The sequence below is a fragment of the Mycetocola zhadangensis genome (assembly GCF_003668565.1).
In the GTDB taxonomy this organism is placed as follows: Bacteria; Actinomycetota; Actinomycetes; order Actinomycetales; family Microbacteriaceae; genus Mycetocola_A; species Mycetocola_A zhadangensis.
On record NZ_RCWJ01000002.1, the window covers coordinates 402,111 to 421,257 of the forward strand.

Sequence of the window (19,147 nt, forward strand, 5' to 3'; positions counted from 1 at the left end):
CCCAAGCGTAGAGCAGTGACATTTGTCACTATTCGCGGTGCGAAACCGCTCCGGATGCCATGACGCGGCGACACTACGCACGCTCGAGCATCACAGGAACTATGGAGTTATCGCCGCCGCAGGTAACCGGAAACTTCCGACCGCGAGGCGGCATCCCCGAACCACAGCTTCACAGCTCCAAACGAAAGGCACTCCCATGATCGAATCGCTCCAGACCTTCACCGCTGGCCTCCCCGAGCTTTTGCAGTGGGTGGGCGTCATCCTCGCCGCAGCGATTCCGTTCATCGAGTCGCACTTCGGTGCCGCACTCGGAGTGCTCACCGGAATCAACCCGGTTGTCGCGATCGTCGCCGCCATCGTCGGCAACATCCTGTCGATGCTCATCTTTGTTCTCACCGCGCACGGACTGCGCTCCAAGGTCACCGGCCGCCGCGAGCCAAAGGTCGAGACGGCTCGCCGGCAGCGCGTGCGCCAGGCCTTCGACAAGTACGGCGTCGCCGGTGTCAGCATGCTTGGTTGGCTGATCCTGCCTAACCAGTTCACCTCGGCCGCCATGGTGTCGTTCGGTGCCTCACGCAACGCCGTGATCCTCTGGATGGTCATCTCCATCACCGCGTGGGGCACGATCTTCGGAGTGCTCGCCTCGCTCGGGTTCTCCTACATCGGCTGACGCACGCCGCACCACCCGTCGGGGTCAGCCGGTCTCTGTGATGAACTCTTTCCATACCTTCGCGGCGCGATGGTGATCCGGTAGCCAGCACGTCTCACACCGTGAGCGCTACCACGGCTTATTCGCGGCGCGCATATAAGCATGCCCCTCATTGTGGGGACACCAGCTCCGACCTAGGCTGACCGCATGCCCTCCCCTAGTAGTACGAGTAGCAAGCTGCCCGAGGTCGCACGCTGGGTGTTCTGGCCCGCCGCGATTGTCATCCTCGTCTTCGTGGCATTCGCCATTTTCTTCCCGGATGCTGCTGAGTCGCTTTTCGCAGGAATCCAGGCCGGCATCGTCAGCAACTTCAACTGGTACTACGTGTTGATCGCCGCATTCTTCGTGGTCTTCAGCCTGTGGGTCGGCTTCAGTCGGTACGGCGACATCAAGCTCGGTAAGGACGACGACGAGCCCGAGTTCTCGCTCGGTTCCTGGTTCTCCCTCCTGTTTGCCGCGGGTATGGGCATCGGTTTGGTTTTTTACGGGGTGGGTGAACCGCTCAGCCACTTCGCCAACCCGCGTCCGGGTGTCGAAGGAACCCCGAGTCAGCTCGCTCAGCAGGCGCTGTCGCAGACGTACCTGCACTGGGGTGTTCACGCCTGGGCGATCTACGTTGTTGTGGGCCTCGCCCTGGCCTACGCCATCCACCGCCGGGGTCGACCGGTGTCGATTCGCTGGGCTTTGGAACCGCTCCTCGGTGACCGCGTTCGCGGCGGCTGGGGCAACCTCATCGACGTCGTCGCCCTCGTCGGCACACTCTTCGGGGTCGCGACCTCGCTCGGTCTCGGAGTTGTACAGATCAGCGCCGGGCTGGAAAGCGCCGGAATCATCGCGGCATCCGATTTCGTCAACATCATCCTGATCCTCGTGATCACGGGCGCGGTCCTGTTCTCCGTGCTCTCCGGTGTCGCGAAGGGCATGAAGTGGCTGTCGAACATCAACCTCGTCCTCGCGGGCATGATCGTTCTTTTCATCCTGATCGTCGGCCCAACACAATTCCTGCTGCGCGACTTCGTTCAGTCGATCGGTGCGTACCTGCAGGGCTTCGTCGGCCTCTCCTTCAACGCCGCTGCCTTCAGCGGTGAAGCGGGCGAGGCGTGGCAGGCCACATGGACCACGTTCTACTGGGGCTGGTGGATTTCGTGGGCGCCTTTCGTCGGCATCTTCATCGCCCGCATCTCCCGTGGTCGCACCGTTCGCCAGTTCGTCACTGGGGTACTGCTCGTCCCGACGTTGATCACCTTCCTCTGGTTCAGTGTTCTCGGCGGAACCGCCCTCTACTCCGAACTCAACGGCCCAGGTGGGCTGGTTGGCCGAGACGGGTCTGTGAACGTTGAGGGTGCGCTGTTCGCCATGCTCAACCAGTTGCCAGCAGGCTCGATCCTCACTATCGGCGCGATTATCCTCATCGCCGTCTTCTTCGTCACCTCTGCGGATTCCGGGGCGCTCGTGATGAGCATGATCGCGAGCGGAGGCCAGGTCGAACCGAAGCGGTGGATTCGGGCGTTCTTCGCCTGCGTCACCTCGGCGCTCGCCATCGCGCTCCTGCTCGCAGGCGGACTTCAGGCACTGCAGACGGCGGCGATCATCATCGCGTTGCCATTCAGCGTCGTCATGCTGCTGATGTGTTGGGCTGTGGCGATCGCGTTCGGTAACGAACACCGGGCGTTCGAGAAGGCTCGTCGGGCCGCGTTCCTCGCCTCGATCGGCTCACACTACGGGCTCGACCCCGATCAATCGGACGACGCCACCGTTCCAGCAGGCCGCCGGGCGATCTTCCGGCGCCGCAAGCGAAACTCGACGTCGGACGAACCGCCTACTGAGGTGTTCTAACCTAGGGGCTAGGACCGTCCGGTCGAGGGTGTGAATTCCGATCGAGACGACTCTCGCGCCGCCAGTCGTCCGACGAGGTTGCCGAGCGTGGCAGCGGGATCGCTCGCCTGCCCGACGAATCGTCCGGCGATCAGGTCGTGCCCCTCCTGGTCAGGGTGCAGGTTGTCGGTGAGGCGCGGCGCGTCGTCGAGGGTGAAGAGTGACAAGCCGTTGACGACGTCGAGCATGTCATCGTTTCGGGCCGCGGCAACCTCGGCAACCAGGTCGCGCGTGCCGCTCAGCGTGAGCGACCCGTCTCCCTCGAGCACCTCGCGCGGATGCGCTTCCCAGTGCCCGGGTGACACGTCACGCATCGGTCCGGTGGCGTGCTCGAGAATCGGGCACGCCAGTGCGGTGATCAGCGCGATCGGGGTATCCAATTGTCCCTCCCGAATCAGGTCGAGGAAGTTGTGCAGCGCCGGGATGAACGTCCGCCTCCGCATCACATCGTCGATGACCAGGTCGAGCCCCACCTTGAGCGTGATGAGGTCGGACGGCTGCCCGGCGATCACGCGCGCGACAAACGGGTCGAGCATGGCGTTGCCCGCGAAGGACAGGTTGGTCAAATCCCAACCGAGCCTGCGTGACGCCTCGATGGGCCACGGGCCGCGAGCGTTCGCGGCCACCCAACCGTGACTGATCGCACTGCCGTAGTGAGTCCAGCGCAACGCGTCGGTCGGCTTAGCGGCCCGAACCGGCGCATCCGCCGCTCCGCCGTGAATCGTGACCGACGCCGCCTGAGGCAACCACACGATGACCTCGCGTTCCCGAGTGCCATCACCGCCAAGTTCGAGGAGGACAAGTGACGGATGCCCCGGCAGCGTTGTCGAGGTCTTGTCGCGTGTGGTGACGATCACTGTGCCCTCGTCGGCCTCGAGGTGCCCGACGAGCCTGCCGTCCACCTCGCACATCACCGATGCGGCCTGAGCCGGTCGCTGCCCACGAATCGCTGTGCGGGAGAAGGTGATGTCGAGCCCGAGCGCCGTCGCTGCTGTCACCAGGCGAAGCGAGACTCCGGAGGTGTGGCTCGCCATCCGCTCGATGTCAGAATCGGCCTGCTGCGCCCGCGTCCACGACGGCAGTCGCCTCGGGCTGAAACCGCCGACGACGGGTTCAATCTCGAGTGCGCCTCGAACCGAGTTCGCGAGCACATCAAGACTGATGTGCAGGGTTTCGGACGGCATCCGATCCTCCGAAAGTGTTTGTGGGGTAGAAAGTGGGGGTTGTCGAATGCACAGAGTCGCATATCGTGCGCCCGACAGGCAAGAATACCCGCAAAATTTCCCTGATTAGTCCCAAAAAGCGGATGCTGCCCCCTCCATTCGGGGGACACTCGCGTGCTACGCCTCCCGCCGCACCCCGCGGCTCATGATCGCCGACATCAACGCCTGCACCGGTTCCTTCGCCGCCGTCGGATTCGCCATCAGCACATAGTCGACGTCGACGAGTTCTGGCAGGCTGAACCGGTTGCTCACCTTCACCAGGTCTGACGGAATGAGCGAGTGCGGAAACGGCGCAACACCGATGCCCGCACGCACCGCGGCGAGCATCCCGTTGACGTCGCGGGTGTTGCAGGTGATTCGCCAGGTACGTCCGGCCGCCTCGAGCGCGTCGATCGCGATCTTTCTGCTCAGGCTCGGCGCCTGGTACGCGATGAGCGGCACCGGGTTGCCCGCGGCCAGTGTCAGGGTGTCCTGCGCCATCCAGACCAGCGTGTCCTTGGCCACCCGGGTACTCGCCGTTGCCTCGCCAGCGCTCTGCTTTACGAAGATCAGGTCGAGGTGTCCCTGCTCAAGGCGGCGCCGAAGTGGTGCGCTCTGGTTCACGGTGAGCTCGAGGTTGATCTCTGGGTACAGCTGCCGGAAGTGCCTCAGCATCTGCGGCAGCTGCGTGATGGCGAGGTCGTCAGCCGCGCCGAAGCGCAACCGACCCTTCATGGCCGACCCGTTGAAGTAACTCTCCGCCGCTGCGTGCGCGGCCAGGATGGTGCGAGCGAACCCCGCCATGGCGTCGCCATTGTCGGTCAATCGCACCTCACGGGTGTCGCGTGCGAGCAGCATTCGACCGGCCGCCCGCTCGAGTTTGCTCATCTGCTGGCTCACCGTCGGCTGGCTGATGCCCAGCCTCAGCGCCGCGTTCGTGAAGCTGTGTGTCTCGGCGACGACCAGAAACGTCCTGAGCAGAATGGGGTCGTACATCCGTGTCCTCTCTGACAGCGGTATTGAAAAGACCAATGGCAGTAATTCTATGCATTGAGGGACCGAATACGGATGCTGTCTCTAGCGTTAAGCGTGGCATCCGCTTTCCATAAAGAATTTCAGGAGAACATCAGTGGCTTCGGCGCACTCAACCGCATTCCCTCCCACTGAACCCCTCTCCCTCCAGACCGGACGCCTGCCATGGCGCAAAACCTTCATCGCGCTGAGCGTGCCAAACTTCCGCTTGTGGACGATCGGCAACCTGCTCGCCATGACCGCCGGCTGGACCCAGCGCATCGCCCAGGACTGGCTCGTCCTCGAGTTGACCGGCAGCGCGACAGCCGTCGGCATCACGGTCGCCATGCAGTTCGCACCGATGCTGTTCTTTGGACTGTTCGGCGGCGTGATCGCCGATCGATACAGCAAACGAATGCTCATGGTCATCACCCAATCGCTGTTCGCTGTGTTGAGCCTCGGGCTTGCCGCTCTCGCGCTGCTCGGAATTGTTGAGGCCTGGCACGTCTTCGCTATCGCGTTCGCCACCGGCCTCGTCACCGTGGTGGACAACCCGGCGCGCCAGGTCATCGTGACCGAGCTGGTCGGACAACGCAACCTGCGCAACGCCATCAGCATCAACTCGTCGGTGTTCCAGCTGGCCGGGATGATCGGACCAGCGATCGCCGGCGTGTTGCTGCTGACCGTCGGAGCCGGGCCAGCGTTCGCCATCAACGGTCTTGCCTGCCTCATCGTCATTGTCATGCTCGGCATGCTGCGCACCGACCGGATGTCACGGGTCGCCCCGTCGCCTCGGGCCAGAGGTCAGCTTCGTGAGGGTCTGCGTTACGCGGTCGCGAAGCCGACCATCATCTTCCCGGTGATCCTCATCGCCGTGTTTGCGGTGTTCGGGTTGACCATGCCCGTGATCCTCGCGTCGTACGCCGACGACGTGTTTCAAGTCGGGCCTGGCGGCTACGGCCTGTTCAACTCGATGGTCGCAGCAGGCGCCCTGACCGGTGCGCTCTTGTCGACCCGCCGCGCATCGATTCGGCTGCGCACCATCGTGATCGGTGTCGGGGTCACCGGCCTGCTGCAGGTGGTTGCCGGGCTGATGCCGTCGATCACGCTGTTCTCGGCCTGCCTCGTGACGGTCGGCCTTGCGTCCCTCCTCTTCCTCACCGCGTCGAACACCCTCGTGCAGATGTCGAGCAACATCAGCATCCGCGGGCGGGTGATGTCGCTGTACGTCCTCGTGCTGCTCGGTGGCCAGGCCATCGGCGGGCCGCTCATGGGTGTCGTCATCGAGAAGTTCGGCGCGCACGCCGGCATGGTGGTCTCTGGCGGAGTGCCCGCGCTCGCCGCCGGCGTCGTCGCCATCGTCCTGGCCCGGCGCGGCCAGCTGCGGCTGCGGGTACAGAGCGGTCGCCCCTTCGTCAGCATCGCGCCGCGCAACTGATTCAGCCTCGATCTGTCCGATCAACCGGAAGCAGGTCGAGCCCCGTGATCTGCCGGGTTTCGAGGTCGACCATCGCGGCAGCATCCGCCGGAACGCGCAACCAGCCCGGCTCGTCCAGCCCGCTCGAAATCACGTGCACCGCCTCGGGCGTGACGCGGTAGTCCATCGCGTAGTACTCGGTCGCGTGCCGGTGCGGCATGTCCGCGTCGGTCTCGTACAACGCGCTGAGCGCCTTCGGTGGTGACGCCGCCCTGCTGTTGATGTGGATAGCGAACAGCGTCGTCGGCGTGAGCAGGATGGCGTTCAAACTCGCGTGCGGAAACTCGTCCATCATGGTGTGCAGCGCCCGGGTCACTCCGGCCCGCTCCGACGCGTCCTCGCGAATGCACTGCATCACGAAACGGAAGTACCGTTCGGTGTCCGTCGCACCTTTGAGCTTGGCCTTCGACTCGGTGGTGAGCATCTCTTCGATCCGTGAGATCGGTGAGACGTGGCCGTTGTGCGCGAACGCGTACTGATCATCGGTGAACGGATGCGTGTTCTCCTGCACCACAGGAAGTCCTCCTGTCGCCCAACGCAAGTGCACAAGCCCAGCAGCACCGAGCGGTTGCCGAGTGAGCTCCGCGTAGTGCGGGTCACGAGCCGCCGAGTCCGGGCTGGACACAGCGTGAGTGTGCTCGTCAGCACCTCTCCACGCGAGCCCCCAGCCGTCTCCGTGCAGGGCGGCGAGGGAGGTGAATGTGTCGAACGCTGGCTCGCCGAGCACATCGACAGGCGCGAGAGGACGGGAGGCAACATATCCCAACAACCGGCACACGACGGTGCCCCTTTCTCTCGGCTCCAGCTTTCACCTCTCTGGCGCTGGTGAGAAAGGGGCTTGACTGCGACACTGTAGCCATGCGCACGGTTGGCGTCGAAGAAGAGCTGCTGCTGGTGGACCCGGCGACCGGGCGCGCCCGGTCGGCCGCTCCCCGGATCCTCAAGATGGCCGGCGGCGTTGCGGTCAAACCGCCACCAGGTCACCTCGGCGGGTCGATCGAGCACGAGGTGCAGCAGCAGATGCTCGAGACCAACACGGCACCGCATGCCGACCTCAATGACCTGGCCGATGACATCCGCCAGTGTAGAAATCGCGCCAATATCGCGGCGCACGGTGTTGGTGCACGCGTCATCGCGTCTGGGTCATCGCCCATTCGGGTGGAGCCGCGCCTGTTCCGTGACCCCCGCTATGAACGACTTGCTGAGGTGTACGGCATCACGGCGAGCGAACAGCTCACCTGTGCCTGCCACGTGCATGTGGAAGTGGAATCGGCCGAGGAGGGTGTCGCCGTCCTCGACCGCATCCGATGCTGGCTGCCTGTGCTCATCGCGCTGAGTGCGAATTCGCCGTTCTGGCACGGCCGGGACAGCCGCTACGCCAGCTACCGGTCTCAGGCGATGCTGCGTTGGCCGACGGCCGGACCAACCGAGGTGTTCGGTTCTGTCGACCGGTATCGGGCCACCCTGGCGGCCATGCTCGACTCGGGTGTCATGCTCGATGAGGGCATGGTGTATTTCGATGCGCGGTTGTCGCACCATCTTCCGACCGTCGAGATTCGGGTGTCGGACGTGTGCGCGGATGTCACGGATGCTGTGCTGATCGCATCGCTGGTTCGCGGGCTGGTTGAGACCGCGGCGCGCTCGTGGTCGATGGGTGACACAGCGCCGTCTGCGCCAGCGTCGATGTTGAGGCTGGCGAGCTGGCAAGCCGGTCGTTACGGGTTGTCGGGCGACCTGCTCGATCCGCTGACGCTCCGCCCGCGCCCGGCAAGGGAGGTTGTCGCCGACCTGCTCAGGCACGTGAGCCCTGTGCTTGCCGGAACTGACGATGAAGAGCGGGTTCAGTGTGGGATCGCCGCCGTGCTGCGGCGGGGGAACGGCGCGATCCGGCAGCGGGCGGTCCTCGCGCGGACGGGCTCCCTCACCGACGTGGTGGGCGACCTGGTGAGGGTCACCTCCGGTCAGGACACCCTGTAAAACCTGGGTGTGGTGCAAGCGCTCAGCTCGAGGGGCTTGGTCCCGGTATCAGAGTCTGCGCCGTAACGCCACGGGTGTTTTGAATTATTCAAGATACCTAGGCTGGAAGCGCCTCCCTCGTGGAACGTCCACCTGCGGGAGGAAATTTGTGAAGGAGAACCAGATGACTGATGTCGCCAGCCAGAAACCAGCCGAGGACGATAACCGCGAGGTCCTGACCAACCGACAGGGTCACCCGGTGTACGACAACCAGAATCAGCGAACCGTCGGCGCACGCGGTCCGGCGACGCTGGAGAACTACCAGTTCCTCGAGAAGATCAGCCACTTCGACCGAGAGCGCATTCCCGAGCGGGTCGTGCACGCGCGCGGTGCCGTCGGGTTCGGTTACTTCGAAGCGACGGGCATGTGGGGCGACGAACCCATTTCCAAGTACACCCGCGCGAAACTCTTCCAGGAGCCGGGCAAGCGCACCGACCTCGTCGTACGGTTCTCGTCCGTCATCGGCGGCCGCGACTCCTCTGAGGCTGCGCGAGACCCCCGCGGGTTCGCTGTGAAGTTCTACACCGAAGACGGCAACTGGGACCTCGTCGGCAACAACCTCGGCGTGTTCTTCATCCGTGACGCGATCAAGTTCCCCGACGTGATCCACTCCCTGAAGCCCGACCCGGTGACGTTCCGCCAGGAACCCGCTCGCATCTTCGACTTCATGTCGCAGACCCCCGAGTCGATGCACATGCTGGTCAACCTCTTCAGCCCCCGAGGAATCCCGGCGAACTACCGCACGATGCAGGGCTTCGGCGTCAACACCTACAAGTGGGTGAACGCGGATGGCCTGACCCACCTGGTCAAGTACCACTGGATCCCGAGCGTCGGCGTCAAGAGCCTCACCGAGAAGGACGCAGCAGCAGTCCAGGCCGGCGACCTCGGCCACGCGACGAAGGATCTCTACGAGTCGATCGAGAACGGCGACTACCCCGAGTGGGAGTTGCGGGTTCAGCTCATGTCCGACGACGCCCACGACGAGCTGGACTTTGACCCGCTCGACGACACGAAGCTGTGGCCGGAGAACGACTTCCCGCCGAAGACCGTCGGCAAGATGGTGCTCAACCGCAACCAGTCGAACTTCTTCGCCGAGAACGAGCAGCTCTCGTTCGGCACCGGTGTCCTCGTTGACGGGCTCGACTTCTCCGACGACAAGATGCTCGTCGGGCGTACGTTCTCGTACAGTGACACGCAGCGATACCGGGTCGGCCCGAACTACCTTCAGCTCCCGGTCAACCAGGCCAAGAACGCCAAGGTTCACACCAACCAGCGCGACGGTCAGATGACCTACCACGTCGACGGCGGAGAGAACCCGCACATCAACTACGAGCCGTCCATCACTGACGGTTCGCTGCGGGAGGCTGCGTACCCGACGCACGACGAGCAGGGTCCCGAGATCGTCGGGCGCCTGACGCGCAAGCGGATTCCCCGCACCGACGACTACACGCAGGCCGGTCAGCGCTTCCTGCTGATGGAGCCGTGGGAGCAGGACGACCTCGTCGCCAACTTCGTCGAGCTCATCGGGCAGGCGAGCCGCGAGGTGCAGGAGCGTATGGTCTGGCACTTCTTCCTGGTCGAGGACGAGCTCGGTGCACGGGTCGGTGCCGGCCTCGGCATCAGCGCCGACGATGTTCGCCACCTGCCGCCGCTGCAGAGCCAGACACTCAATGAGGCCGAGCTTGCGCGACTGGCCAACCTGGGTAACAACGGCCCGCGGGACGTCGCCGGACTCGTGATGACCCACTGCGTGCCCAACGAGCACGTCGTCGTCACTCTGTAGTCGAGCCGCGCAACGGAAGCACTACGAACGACAGGCCCTCGGAAAACCTCCGGGGGTCCGTCGTCGTTGGGTCGATCCCTTTCCCGTGTTTTAGGCCGCGCCGCGCGTTGGCCCGTGCGTCGCATTGCCGTGCGCCGCGCTGCCGTGCGCCGCGCTGCCGTGCGCCGCGCTGCCGTGCGCCGCGCTGCCGTGCGCCGCGCTGCCGTGCGCCGCGCTGCCGTGCGCCGCGCTGCCGTGCGCCGCGCTGCCGCGCTGCCGCGCTGCCGCGCTGCCGCGAGCGTGCTCGAAGCATCGCCCGGCAGGCGCTCGGTCACAAAGGGTTGGTCGTTGTCTCAGCGGGCTCTAGCGTCGTCACGAAGGGTCGCTGCGATGGCCGTACCGCGCTTGCTCGGTCATCAACGGCTGGACTTATTGAAAAAACCCAGCCATCTGCGACCAAGCAGCGCCCCACCAGCCCTTTGCGACCAAGCGACGCCGCACCAGCCCTTTGCGGCCGAGCAACGCCGCACCAGTCCTTTGCGGCCGAGCAACGCCGCACCAGCCCTTTGCGGCCGAGCAACGCCGCACCAGCCCTTTGCGGCCGAGCAACGCCGCACCAGCCCTTTGCGGCCGAGCAACGCCGCACCAGCCATCTGTGACCGAGCAGCGCCGCACCCACCCTTCGTGGCGAAGCTAGGCGGGCAAGCGTGACCGACCGACGCGTCGCATCCGCACTCTTGCCAAATTCGATAGTCCCGTGGAACACTGAGGCGTTCTTGTTTCCCAGTGTGAGGTTTCCTCCGGTGAAGATTTCGACGGTTTCGCGCCACTAACGCGCTGACATCCGTTCATCCGCCGTTTCTCGGCCCCGGTGTCAGTGCATCCACTGAAACCTCGGGAGACGCATGTCTACGCTCAAGAACTCATCGATCACGCTGACCGACGTCGGCCTCACCTGGCCAGACGGGTCCGAAGCACTCACCGGCATCACCGGAACCTTCGGCTCGGGCCGCACCGGACTCGTCGGCACCAACGGCTCGGGTAAGTCCACGCTGCTGCGCCTTATCGCCGGTCAGATGAGGCCGACCACCGGCCGCATCAGCACAGCAGGCGACGTTGACTACCTGCCGCAAACGCTCACCCTCGACGTCGATGCGTCGGTCGCCGATCTGCTCGGCATCACGCCGAAGCTCGAGGCGCTTCACGCCATCGAAGCCGGTGACGTGTCGGAGGAACGATTCGATGCGCTCGCCGACGACTGGGATCTTGAAACCGACGCCGCGGAAGCACTGCGCTCGATCGGCCTCGGCGATACCGCATTCGACCGCCGCGTTGCCGCGCTCTCCGGAGGAGAGGCGATGCTCGTCGCCATTGCGGGCCTGAGGTTGCGCCGTTCGCCGATCACACTCCTCGACGAACCGACGAATAACCTCGATCGCGACGCACGCGCACGGCTCGCAGGTCTCATCCGCACCTGGCCGGGCACACTGGTCGTGGTCAGCCACGACATCGCGCTGCTCGAACTCATGGATGACACCGCCGAGCTGCACGCCGGCCGCCTGAGCCTGTTCGGAGGGCCGTACTCCGAGTGGAAAGCAGCCCTCGATTTGGAACAGGATGCCGCGGTGCAGGCCGCCCGCTCGGCAGCGCAGGCGGTGAGAATCGAGAAGCGTCAGCGCATCGAAGCGGAACTGAAATTGGCCACCCGAGCCCGGACCGCGAGAAAGAGTCGTGAGGACAAACGTGCGGCGCCCATCGTTATGAACGCCTGGGCGTCCAGCGCCCAGGTCGCCGCAGGAAAGCTCCGCGCCGAAGCGACGTCCAAGGTGCAATCCGCCCAAGCGGTACTCGACAGCGCCGACGCACGGGTGAGGAACGACGCCCACATCGTTGTCGACCTTCCCGACCCCGATGTGTCGAGCGGGCGGCGCATCGCCGAACTCATCGGAACCAACCGTTCGTTCGTGGTGCAGGGACCCGAACGGGTCGCCATCGTCGGGCCGAACGGTGTCGGCAAGACGACACTGCTCGAGAACCTGCTGGGCGGCACAGCCGCAGAGCCGGGTCGCGCTCGCGGCGTTTTACTCACCGACCGGGTCGGCTACCTCCCTCAACGCCTCGACGGGCTCGACGATCACGCCTCGGTGCTCCAGAATGTGAGCGCCGTTGCACCGACCGTGCCGGTTGGAACCATCCGCAACCGGCTCGCCCGCTTCCTCCTGCGCGGCGCAACGGTCGAGCGCCCGGTGCGCACACTGTCCGGCGGCGAGCGCTTCCGGGTCGCCCTGGCGCGCCTGCTCCTGGCTGATCCGCCGCCGCAACTGCTTGTGCTCGATGAGCCGACCAACAACCTCGACCTGGCCAGCGTCGAGCAGCTGGTCGACGCGCTGCGTGCCTACCGCGGTGCGCTCCTACTCGTCAGCCATGACGACGCGTTCCTCGAGCGGCTCGACCTGACCTCAACCCTCGAACTCGACGTGGGAGGCGGCCTCACCGAGCAATAAACGGGGGCGTTGTGCCGATGTCGGAGGGTCGATCTATACCTGAACTGTGCCGGATGAACCTATCCAACCCAATGGAGGACATCATGAAGGTACTCGTGGCACCACCCGTCGTCGAGAACGCCGACGGCAGCATCAACTCACTGGCGGTCGAGGGCGAACTCGTGCTCGATCCGGGCCCATGCTCGTGTGAGGTGCCCGACTGTGTTGGCGGCTTTTCGTTCATCGGCGCTGCGTCCGGCCGGTTGACGTGTCAGGCGGTGGTCGCTGACCTCCCGTATCTCGACATCCGCGAGTTCCGCGAGATTGTGGTGAGCGGATGCTGTCGCGAATGCGCTCGCGACGGTTACGCCGATCAGTTGGTGCGGGATTCCCGCTTCACGGCCAATCGCTGGCCGGTTGGGTCCGTCGTGGGCCGGTGTGACGGGTACGCCGTTCTTCTCGAACTCGGGACCGGATACTGACGGCGACGATCGTTGAACGCGCCTACTCCGACGATGGTGCTCGCTCGCGGGCGATCGCCGCCGCCACCCGTTCTATGAGGTCGATGGGAACGGGATCAGTCCAGGGGAACGTCACCGAGTCCTTCTCGCTGCGATGAAGCGCGACCTCGGACTCAAGGGCGTCGTCGAAACGGGGCACCGGATACAGCCCGATGTGCTTCTTCCAGCCGGCGAAATGGATCGCGTACCGACCGCCGAGCATAACGGCCGGCATACCGTACCGAATCTTTTCCTCTCCACCGGGAACTCCCCGGCGGATCGCCTCACGGATGTCCTGCAGCACGGCCTGCTGCTCCGGCGGGAAGCCGGCAATGTACTCATTCACGCTGCTCGGTGTGACCATGGCGTGTCCTTTCGGTGTGAGTCAGGCAGCCTCATGACGAAGATACGCCTCGACGCGGTCGAGCGCGCTGTTCCACGCCTCGCGGAAACGGTTGATTATGCACACCCCCGGCATTCGAGGCAGAGGGTTGACGCTCAGGTCTCCACCACGGTTCCCTAAAGAAGGAGTCGAACGCCGGCCGCCGCGCAAAGGAGAACTCACATGACAGCGACCTATGAACTCCATCGCGGGTTCACTCTGCTTCGAACCCTGCGGGCTGCCCCGGCTGAGGTGTTTCGCAAATGGACCGAGCCCGATCAGTTGGGCTGGTTTTTCAATCCGTCGGCTCCGACGCCGTCAGAGCCGGTCGACGTTGACCTCCGGGTAGGCGGGGCCTGGCGGCAACAGATGATCATTGATGAGTCGGTGAGCTACATCACCGGCGGCATCTACCGCGAGATCTCGCCGGGAGAGAAGCTCGTTTTCTCCTGGGGCGCCGAGGGAGGGTGGCCCGAAATCGAGCTGCCATCTCTCGACGATGTGCCGCTCATCACTGTCATCCTCGACGCGACCCCGTCGGCCGAAGCGGAGGGCGACTCCCGGCCGGCCACAGACCTGATCTTCGCGGTCGCGCTTCCTGACCATCTCACCGAGCAGCAGGTGCTCGCGTGGAACGAAGCAGGGATCGACGAGAACTGGGGAACAACACTTGATCGGCTTGTTGCCGCTGTTGATCGAGATACCGGTCGAGCGTGACGCAACCCGCACTATAACTGGACCGGCGGCATCCGTCGAGCCTCTCGTCACACTAACGGCCGTCAGTCACCCTTGAATACGGCCAAGAAACAATACCGTCGTAAAGGGGTAGACGATTGACTACGGAACAACAGTCGAGCAAAGGGCGCGAAGACAGCGTCGCGAAGGACCGTCACGCTCCTGACCCGAATGACTCGCGCAAGCCAGACGACCCGACCGATGTGAAGAAGCCGTCGTGGGGGTACGTCCTCAAGCGCACGCTGCGGGAGTTCGGGCGCGACAAGTGCACCACCCTCGCGGCTGCGCTGACCTACTACACAGTGCTGGCGATCTTCCCGGCGCTGCTGGCTCTGCTCTCGCTCATCGGCCTGTTCGGTGAGGCCGAAGAGACCACCCAAATGATCATGCAGCTCATCGAGAGCGCCGGATCCGCTTCGGCAGCCGAGACTCTGCGTGAGCCGATCGAACAGTTGGCCAGTGCACCTGGCGCGGGGCTCGCACTCGCGATCGGTCTTCTCGGCGCCATCTGGTCGGCATCCGGCTACGTGAACGCGTTCAGCCAGGCCATGAACCAGATCTACGAGGTGGACGAGGGGCGCCCCTTCTACAAGCTGCGTCCTGTGGTGCTGCTCATCACGGTGATCCTGCTCGTGATCGCGGTGCTGATCATCCTGCTGCTCATCGTCTCCGGACCGATTGCCGAAGCCATCGGCGGAGCGATCGGGCTGGGCGACGCCGCACTGACCGTGTGGAACATCGCCAAGTGGCCGGTGATTGCGCTTCTCGCGATCCTCATGGTCGCCGTTCTCTACTACGGCACACCCAACGTGAAGCAGCCGAAGTTCAAGTGGATGACGCTCGGTGCGCTCATCGCGCTGCTGGTGATGGGCATCGCAACCGTGGCGTTCTTCTTCTACGTGTCGAACTTCTCGAACTACCAGAAGACCTACGGGAGCATCGCCGGAGTGATCATCATGCTCCTCTGGTTCTGGTTGATGAACCTGTCGCTGCTGTTCGGCGCTGAGTTCGACGCCGAGATGGAGCGTGGCCGTCAGCTGCAGGGCGGAATCGAAGCAGAAGATTCTCTCCAGCTTCCGCCGCGCGACACCAAGGCCAGCGAAAAGAAGCTGAAGAAGGAGCAGGACGATATCGAGACCGGGCGCAAACTGCGCGAGACGCAGGGGGAGTCACAGGACACCTCCGAGTCCGGATCGCAGACTGACCGCCGCTCCTAGTTGAACCGCACACGTGACCCCGTCCTTCCCTGGGCGGGGTCACGTGTTGTCTGCGCGACGGGCAGATAATGGGAGCATGCCCCTGCTGCCCGAATCGCCAGACCCTCGTTTCGTTCTCGCGCGGGACAACATTCGCATCGCGACATACGAATTCGGTGACCCCGGTGGCCCTCCCGTCGTGATGGTGCACGGTTTTGCATCGGGTGGCCTGCTCAACTGGCACCACTCAGGATGGACCCGCGTGCTCGGTCGCGCCGGGTTCCGGGTGATCGCGATCGACCAGCGCGGGCACGGTGCGAGTAGCAAACCGCACTCACCGGACGCATACACAATGCCGCTGCTTGTGGACGATCTGCTCGACGTGCTCGACACCTTCCTGCTCGATGAGGCCCTCTTCATCGGCTACTCGCTCGGCGCACGTGTCGGCTGGCAAGCGTGCCTCGACCTTCCCGACCGGATCACCCGCGCCGTCCTCGGCGGCATCCCGGACGGGGACCCCCTCACACGGTTCCGCGTCGACGAAGCACGGGAATGCCTCGAGACGGGGACAGCACCCACGGACAAGCTGACCGCTGCATACGTGAAGATGGCCAGTGGCATCCGTGGCAATGATCTTGAGGCCCTGATCTCGCTTGTCGAGGGGATGCGAGGTGGTGCGCAGCCCGACCAGGCGAACCCGCCGCAGCAGCCCGTGTTGTTTGCGACCGGGACCGAAGACGCGATCCTCGAGAAGTCACGGACGCTCGCCACCGCGGCCCCGCGCAGTGAATTCTTCGAGATCCCGGGGCGTAACCACTTCAACGCGCCAACGTCGAAGGACTTCCGCGCCGCGGCACTGGCGTTCCTGAAGTAACCGAGGGCTCGAGCGCAAGGGGAGAGGCGCTTCCGGCACCAAATTGGCTGCGCCCCTAGGGTAAAAGCCATGTCTTCTCGCTCGATCTCCGCTTCACCCCGTTCGGCCGCATCTCGGGTGCAAAACAACCACGCCTTCCAGCTGATGGCACGCACCGGCTTCGCGGTCAATGGTCTCCTTCACCTTCTCATTGGAGGCATTGCCCTCAGCGTTGCGTTCGGTTCCGGCGGCGAAGCAGACCAGGGCGGAGCGCTCAGCGGACTCGCTGCCACCCCGGGCGGAACTTTCCTGCTCTGGGTTGTGAGTCTCGGTCTGTGGGCGCTCGGCCTCTTCCAGGTGCTCGAGGTTGTACTGATTCGCGGCACGGATAAGGATGCGTGGGCGGACCGCGCGAAGGAAGGCGGCAAGGCGATCGCCTATCTGGCGATCGGTTTCTCGGCGTTCACCGTTGCGATGGGTGGCGGAAGCAGCAGCTCGGGACAAACCCAAAGCCTGACCGCGCAGTTGCTGGCCACGCCAGGCGGCGTTTTCCTTGTTGTGCTGCTCGGCCTCGGAGTGCTCGCCGTCGGCGTGTACTTCGTGATCAAGGGGGCGCGCAAGAAGTTCCTCGAAGACATCACCCTGCCGTCAGGCAAGGCGGGTCGAACGGTGACCGTGCTCGGCCAGGTCGGCTACATCGCGAAGGGCATCGCCATCGGCATTGTCGGCATTTTATTCTGCGTCGCCGCTGCCACGTCGGACCCAAGCGAGGCGACCGGGCTCGACGGCGCCCTGAAGTCGCTGACTGATCTGCCCTTTGGGGTTGTTCTGTTGGTCGTTGTTGCACTCGGCCTGATTGCCTACGGCGTGTATTGCTTCGCTCGGGCCCGGTTCGCGCGGCTCTAGGCGGGATCGGGAACCGTACAGTTCCACCCGCCCACATCGCGGAGTAGGCTCCTCCTCATCGGGGAGGGGGCAACATGGCGGACATCGCGGGCATCGACCCGAGCGCTGCTCCTGTTGGGACGGTCTGCCTCGACTGCGAAGCCGTCGACGGCTGGTGGTTTCACCTTCGCCGCTGCGCCCAGTGCGCTCACATCGGCTGCTGTGACAATTCGCCGGCGGCGCACGCTCGAGCCCACTTTCTCGAGACCGGGCACCCGATCATGCAGAGTTTCGAGCCCGGAGAGAGCTGGTGCTGGAACTACGCATCCGAGCGGTACGTGCGCTGCCCGGCGCTCGCCGAACCGACCAGTCGCCCGATGGATCAGCCCGCGCCGGGTCCTGCCGCCCGGGTGCCAGCGAACTGGCGATCGTTGTTGAGGGTAACCCCGTGAGCGCTCAGCCGGTCCGCACGTACACGGCCGCGCAGATCCGGGCCGCCGAGGCGCCCTTGCTTGCCGCCGGCGTTCCGCTGATGCAGCGCGCGGCGGCCGCGCTCGCCCGCGAACTCTGGCTTCTGCTGCCTCCCGACCGGCCTGGCTCGGTGCTTCTGCTTGTCGGCCCTGGCAACAACGGCGGCGACGCGCTCTTCGCCGGAGCCGAACTGGCCGCGGCTGGCGTCCACGTCACAGTGCTTCCCACCGCCGACCGGATGCACGACGAAGGCCGCGTTGCGATTGAAAAATCAGGGGCACGGATGCTGTCAGCCGACACGCACACGGACGTTGCGGCATCCGTCGCTCACGACTGCGACCTCGTCGTCGACGGCATTCTCGGAACCGGGACCAGTGCCAGCCCGGCGCTGCGCGGTCGCGCACGGGAGGTCGTCGCGTCGATTCTGCCCGTGCTCGGCAGGAAGAAACGGCCGAGGGTTGTGGCTGTCGACCTGCCGAGCGGCATTCACCCCGACGACGGTTCGGTGCCGGAGCCCACAGTGCTGCGCGCCGATGTCACCGTGACGTTTGGCGCGTGCAAGACCGGGCTGCTGCTCCCGCCAGCCGCAGGCTATGTGGGCCGGCTGGTGATCGTCGACATCGGGTTGGGCCCCGAGCTCGAGCGCGTCACGTCTGGCGGTTGACCCGGTCGCTTCGGCTGTGCCCTCTGCCGGTCGAGCGCACCGGAAATCGACACTCGGGCCCTGCGGGAATTTGCGCGGTGATAATGGAAGGTGCCCGTCCGCGCATTCGGTGCGGCGGAGCATCCGTTCGGAGTTGTCCCGTATGACCGCACAGTTTTCCCGCTACGTCGCGCTCGGCGACAGTTTCACAGAGGGTGTCGGCGACGAACTCCCGGACGGGCGGGTGCGTGGCTGGGCTGACTTTGTTGCACTCGGCCTTCAGGCCGCGTCGAATGAACCGATCGGTTACGCGAACCTCGCGATCCGCGGCCGCAAGCTCGGCCCGATCATCAGCGAACAGCTTGAACCGGCGCTCGCACTGAGCCCCGACCTGATGACGTTCAACGGCGGTGGCAACGACATCATGCGGCCCCGCGTCGCGATCTCCTGGGTGGTCGACGAGACACTCAAGCTCGTTCATCGTGCGCTCGAGCTGGACGGGCTCCACGTCGTCGTGCTGGCCGGCGCGAACCCGTCCCGGCACCTGCCGATGGGTGGACTCATGCAAAAACGCGGGGACCTGCTCGCTGACGCCGTCCTCACCGCGCTCGGCTCAACCCCTGTCACCCTGGTGAACAACTGGGCCGACGAGACGCTCACCGACATCCGTTACTGGTCTCCCGACAAGCTGCACCTCAACGCGCTCGGCCATGCCCGCGTCGCCTCGAACGTGCTGACAGCGCTCGACATCGCCGTGCCAGAGGAATGGGGCGTCGAGAATGTCGCTGAGGCGAGCTCAGGCCAGCGCGCACGCAACACGGCCAGGTACTACCGCGAGCACGTGCTGCCGTGGATCGGACGCCGTGTCACCGGGCGGTCCTCCGGCGACGGGCGAGAGCCGAAACGCGCCACTCTCCTCCCGGTCGACTGAGGTACCGCGATGGGCA

18 protein-coding genes and 1 pseudogene are annotated in these 19,147 nt (G+C 64.9%); 15 read left to right on the top strand and 4 right to left on the bottom strand.

What is annotated here, in order from left to right:
* The first annotated feature begins 196 nt into the window (after positions 1–196).
* Entirely contained in the window at positions 197–670 is a 474-nt protein-coding gene (locus D9V28_RS08480) for a hypothetical protein (protein WP_121659280.1), read from the top strand.
* Positions 671–856: 186 nt separating this feature from the next.
* Complete coding sequence (locus D9V28_RS08485; RefSeq protein WP_121659281.1) at positions 857–2,545, top strand: BCCT family transporter; 1,689 nt, start codon at positions 857–859, stop codon at positions 2,543–2,545.
* A gap of 8 nt (positions 2,546–2,553) precedes the next feature.
* Here the strand turns inward: D9V28_RS08485 and D9V28_RS08490 are convergent, their stop codons facing one another.
* Positions 2,554–3,768 carry an SGNH/GDSL hydrolase family protein gene (locus D9V28_RS08490; RefSeq protein WP_121659282.1) on the bottom strand — a complete coding sequence of 405 codons (1,215 nt, stop codon included), beginning with the start codon at positions 3,766–3,768 and terminating at the stop codon, positions 2,554–2,556.
* A gap of 156 nt (positions 3,769–3,924) precedes the next feature.
* On the bottom strand, positions 3,925–4,782 hold the full coding sequence (locus D9V28_RS08495; protein ID WP_121659283.1) for a LysR substrate-binding domain-containing protein: 858 nt from the start codon (positions 4,780–4,782) through the stop codon (positions 3,925–3,927).
* A gap of 133 nt (positions 4,783–4,915) precedes the next feature.
* Between D9V28_RS08495 and D9V28_RS08500 the strand changes: the two genes are divergently transcribed.
* Positions 4,916–6,235: an MFS transporter gene (locus D9V28_RS08500; protein ID WP_121659284.1), complete on the top strand. Its 1,320-nt coding sequence runs from the start codon at positions 4,916–4,918 to the stop codon at positions 6,233–6,235.
* A gap of 1 nt (position 6,236) precedes the next feature.
* Here the strand turns inward: D9V28_RS08500 and D9V28_RS08505 are convergent, their stop codons facing one another.
* A complete protein-coding gene (locus D9V28_RS08505; RefSeq protein WP_183086475.1) occupies positions 6,237–7,052 on the bottom strand; it encodes a class II glutamine amidotransferase in 816 nt (271 codons plus the stop codon).
* A gap of 80 nt (positions 7,053–7,132) precedes the next feature.
* On the opposite strand from D9V28_RS08505, the gene D9V28_RS08510 reads away from it, so the two are divergent.
* The 5 genes and pseudogenes from D9V28_RS08510 (at position 7,133) to D9V28_RS08530 (ending at position 13,017) form a co-directional block, all read left to right on the top strand.
* Positions 7,133–8,251, top strand: a complete 1,119-nt coding sequence (locus D9V28_RS08510; protein ID WP_121659286.1) for a carboxylate-amine ligase — start codon at positions 7,133–7,135, stop codon at positions 8,249–8,251.
* 163 nt (positions 8,252–8,414) lie between these two features.
* Positions 8,415–10,073 (top strand): catalase, encoded by a 1,659-nt coding sequence (locus tag D9V28_RS08515; protein ID WP_121659708.1) that lies wholly within the window; start codon positions 8,415–8,417, stop codon positions 10,071–10,073.
* 980 nt (positions 10,074–11,053) lie between these two features.
* Positions 11,054–11,419, top strand: a pseudogene (locus D9V28_RS16505) (ATP-binding cassette domain-containing protein); the annotation flags it as partial.
* Between the two features lie 393 nt (positions 11,420–11,812).
* On the top strand, positions 11,813–12,556 hold the full coding sequence (locus D9V28_RS16530; RefSeq protein WP_483403578.1) for an ATP-binding cassette domain-containing protein: 744 nt from the start codon (positions 11,813–11,815) through the stop codon (positions 12,554–12,556).
* 83 nt (positions 12,557–12,639) lie between these two features.
* Positions 12,640–13,017: a DUF7715 family protein gene (locus D9V28_RS08530; RefSeq protein ID WP_147440950.1), complete on the top strand. Its 378-nt coding sequence runs from the start codon at positions 12,640–12,642 to the stop codon at positions 13,015–13,017.
* Positions 13,018–13,039: 22 nt separating this feature from the next.
* Here the strand turns inward: D9V28_RS08530 and D9V28_RS08535 are convergent, their stop codons facing one another.
* Entirely contained in the window at positions 13,040–13,399 is a 360-nt protein-coding gene (locus D9V28_RS08535; protein ID WP_121659290.1) for an iron chaperone, read from the bottom strand.
* A 201-nt stretch (positions 13,400–13,600) separates the two neighbouring features.
* Between D9V28_RS08535 and D9V28_RS08540 the strand changes: the two genes are divergently transcribed.
* The 7 genes from D9V28_RS08540 to D9V28_RS08570 all read left to right on the top strand — a co-directional run bounded on the left by D9V28_RS08540 (position 13,601) and on the right by D9V28_RS08570 (position 19,131).
* Positions 13,601–14,134: an SRPBCC family protein gene (locus tag D9V28_RS08540; protein ID WP_121659291.1), complete on the top strand. Its 534-nt coding sequence runs from the start codon at positions 13,601–13,603 to the stop codon at positions 14,132–14,134.
* Positions 14,135–14,250: 116 nt separating this feature from the next.
* Entirely contained in the window at positions 14,251–15,369 is a 1,119-nt protein-coding gene (locus D9V28_RS08545; RefSeq protein WP_121659292.1) for a YihY/virulence factor BrkB family protein, read from the top strand.
* A gap of 76 nt (positions 15,370–15,445) precedes the next feature.
* Positions 15,446–16,222: an alpha/beta fold hydrolase gene (locus D9V28_RS08550; RefSeq protein WP_121659293.1), complete on the top strand. Its 777-nt coding sequence runs from the start codon at positions 15,446–15,448 to the stop codon at positions 16,220–16,222.
* Between the two features lie 69 nt (positions 16,223–16,291).
* Entirely contained in the window at positions 16,292–17,107 is an 816-nt protein-coding gene (locus tag D9V28_RS08555) for a DUF1206 domain-containing protein (RefSeq protein ID WP_121659294.1), read from the top strand.
* Between the two features lie 74 nt (positions 17,108–17,181).
* Positions 17,182–17,538 (top strand): UBP-type zinc finger domain-containing protein, encoded by a 357-nt coding sequence (locus D9V28_RS08560; RefSeq protein ID WP_121659295.1) that lies wholly within the window; start codon positions 17,182–17,184, stop codon positions 17,536–17,538.
* On the top strand, positions 17,535–18,221 hold the full coding sequence (locus D9V28_RS08565) for an NAD(P)H-hydrate epimerase (protein ID WP_229727866.1): 687 nt from the start codon (positions 17,535–17,537) through the stop codon (positions 18,219–18,221). The genes D9V28_RS08560 and D9V28_RS08565 overlap by 4 nt, the downstream gene beginning before the upstream one ends.
* A gap of 142 nt (positions 18,222–18,363) precedes the next feature.
* Entirely contained in the window at positions 18,364–19,131 is a 768-nt protein-coding gene (locus D9V28_RS08570) for an SGNH/GDSL hydrolase family protein (RefSeq protein ID WP_121659296.1), read from the top strand.
* Positions 19,132–19,147: the final 16 nt, after the last annotated feature.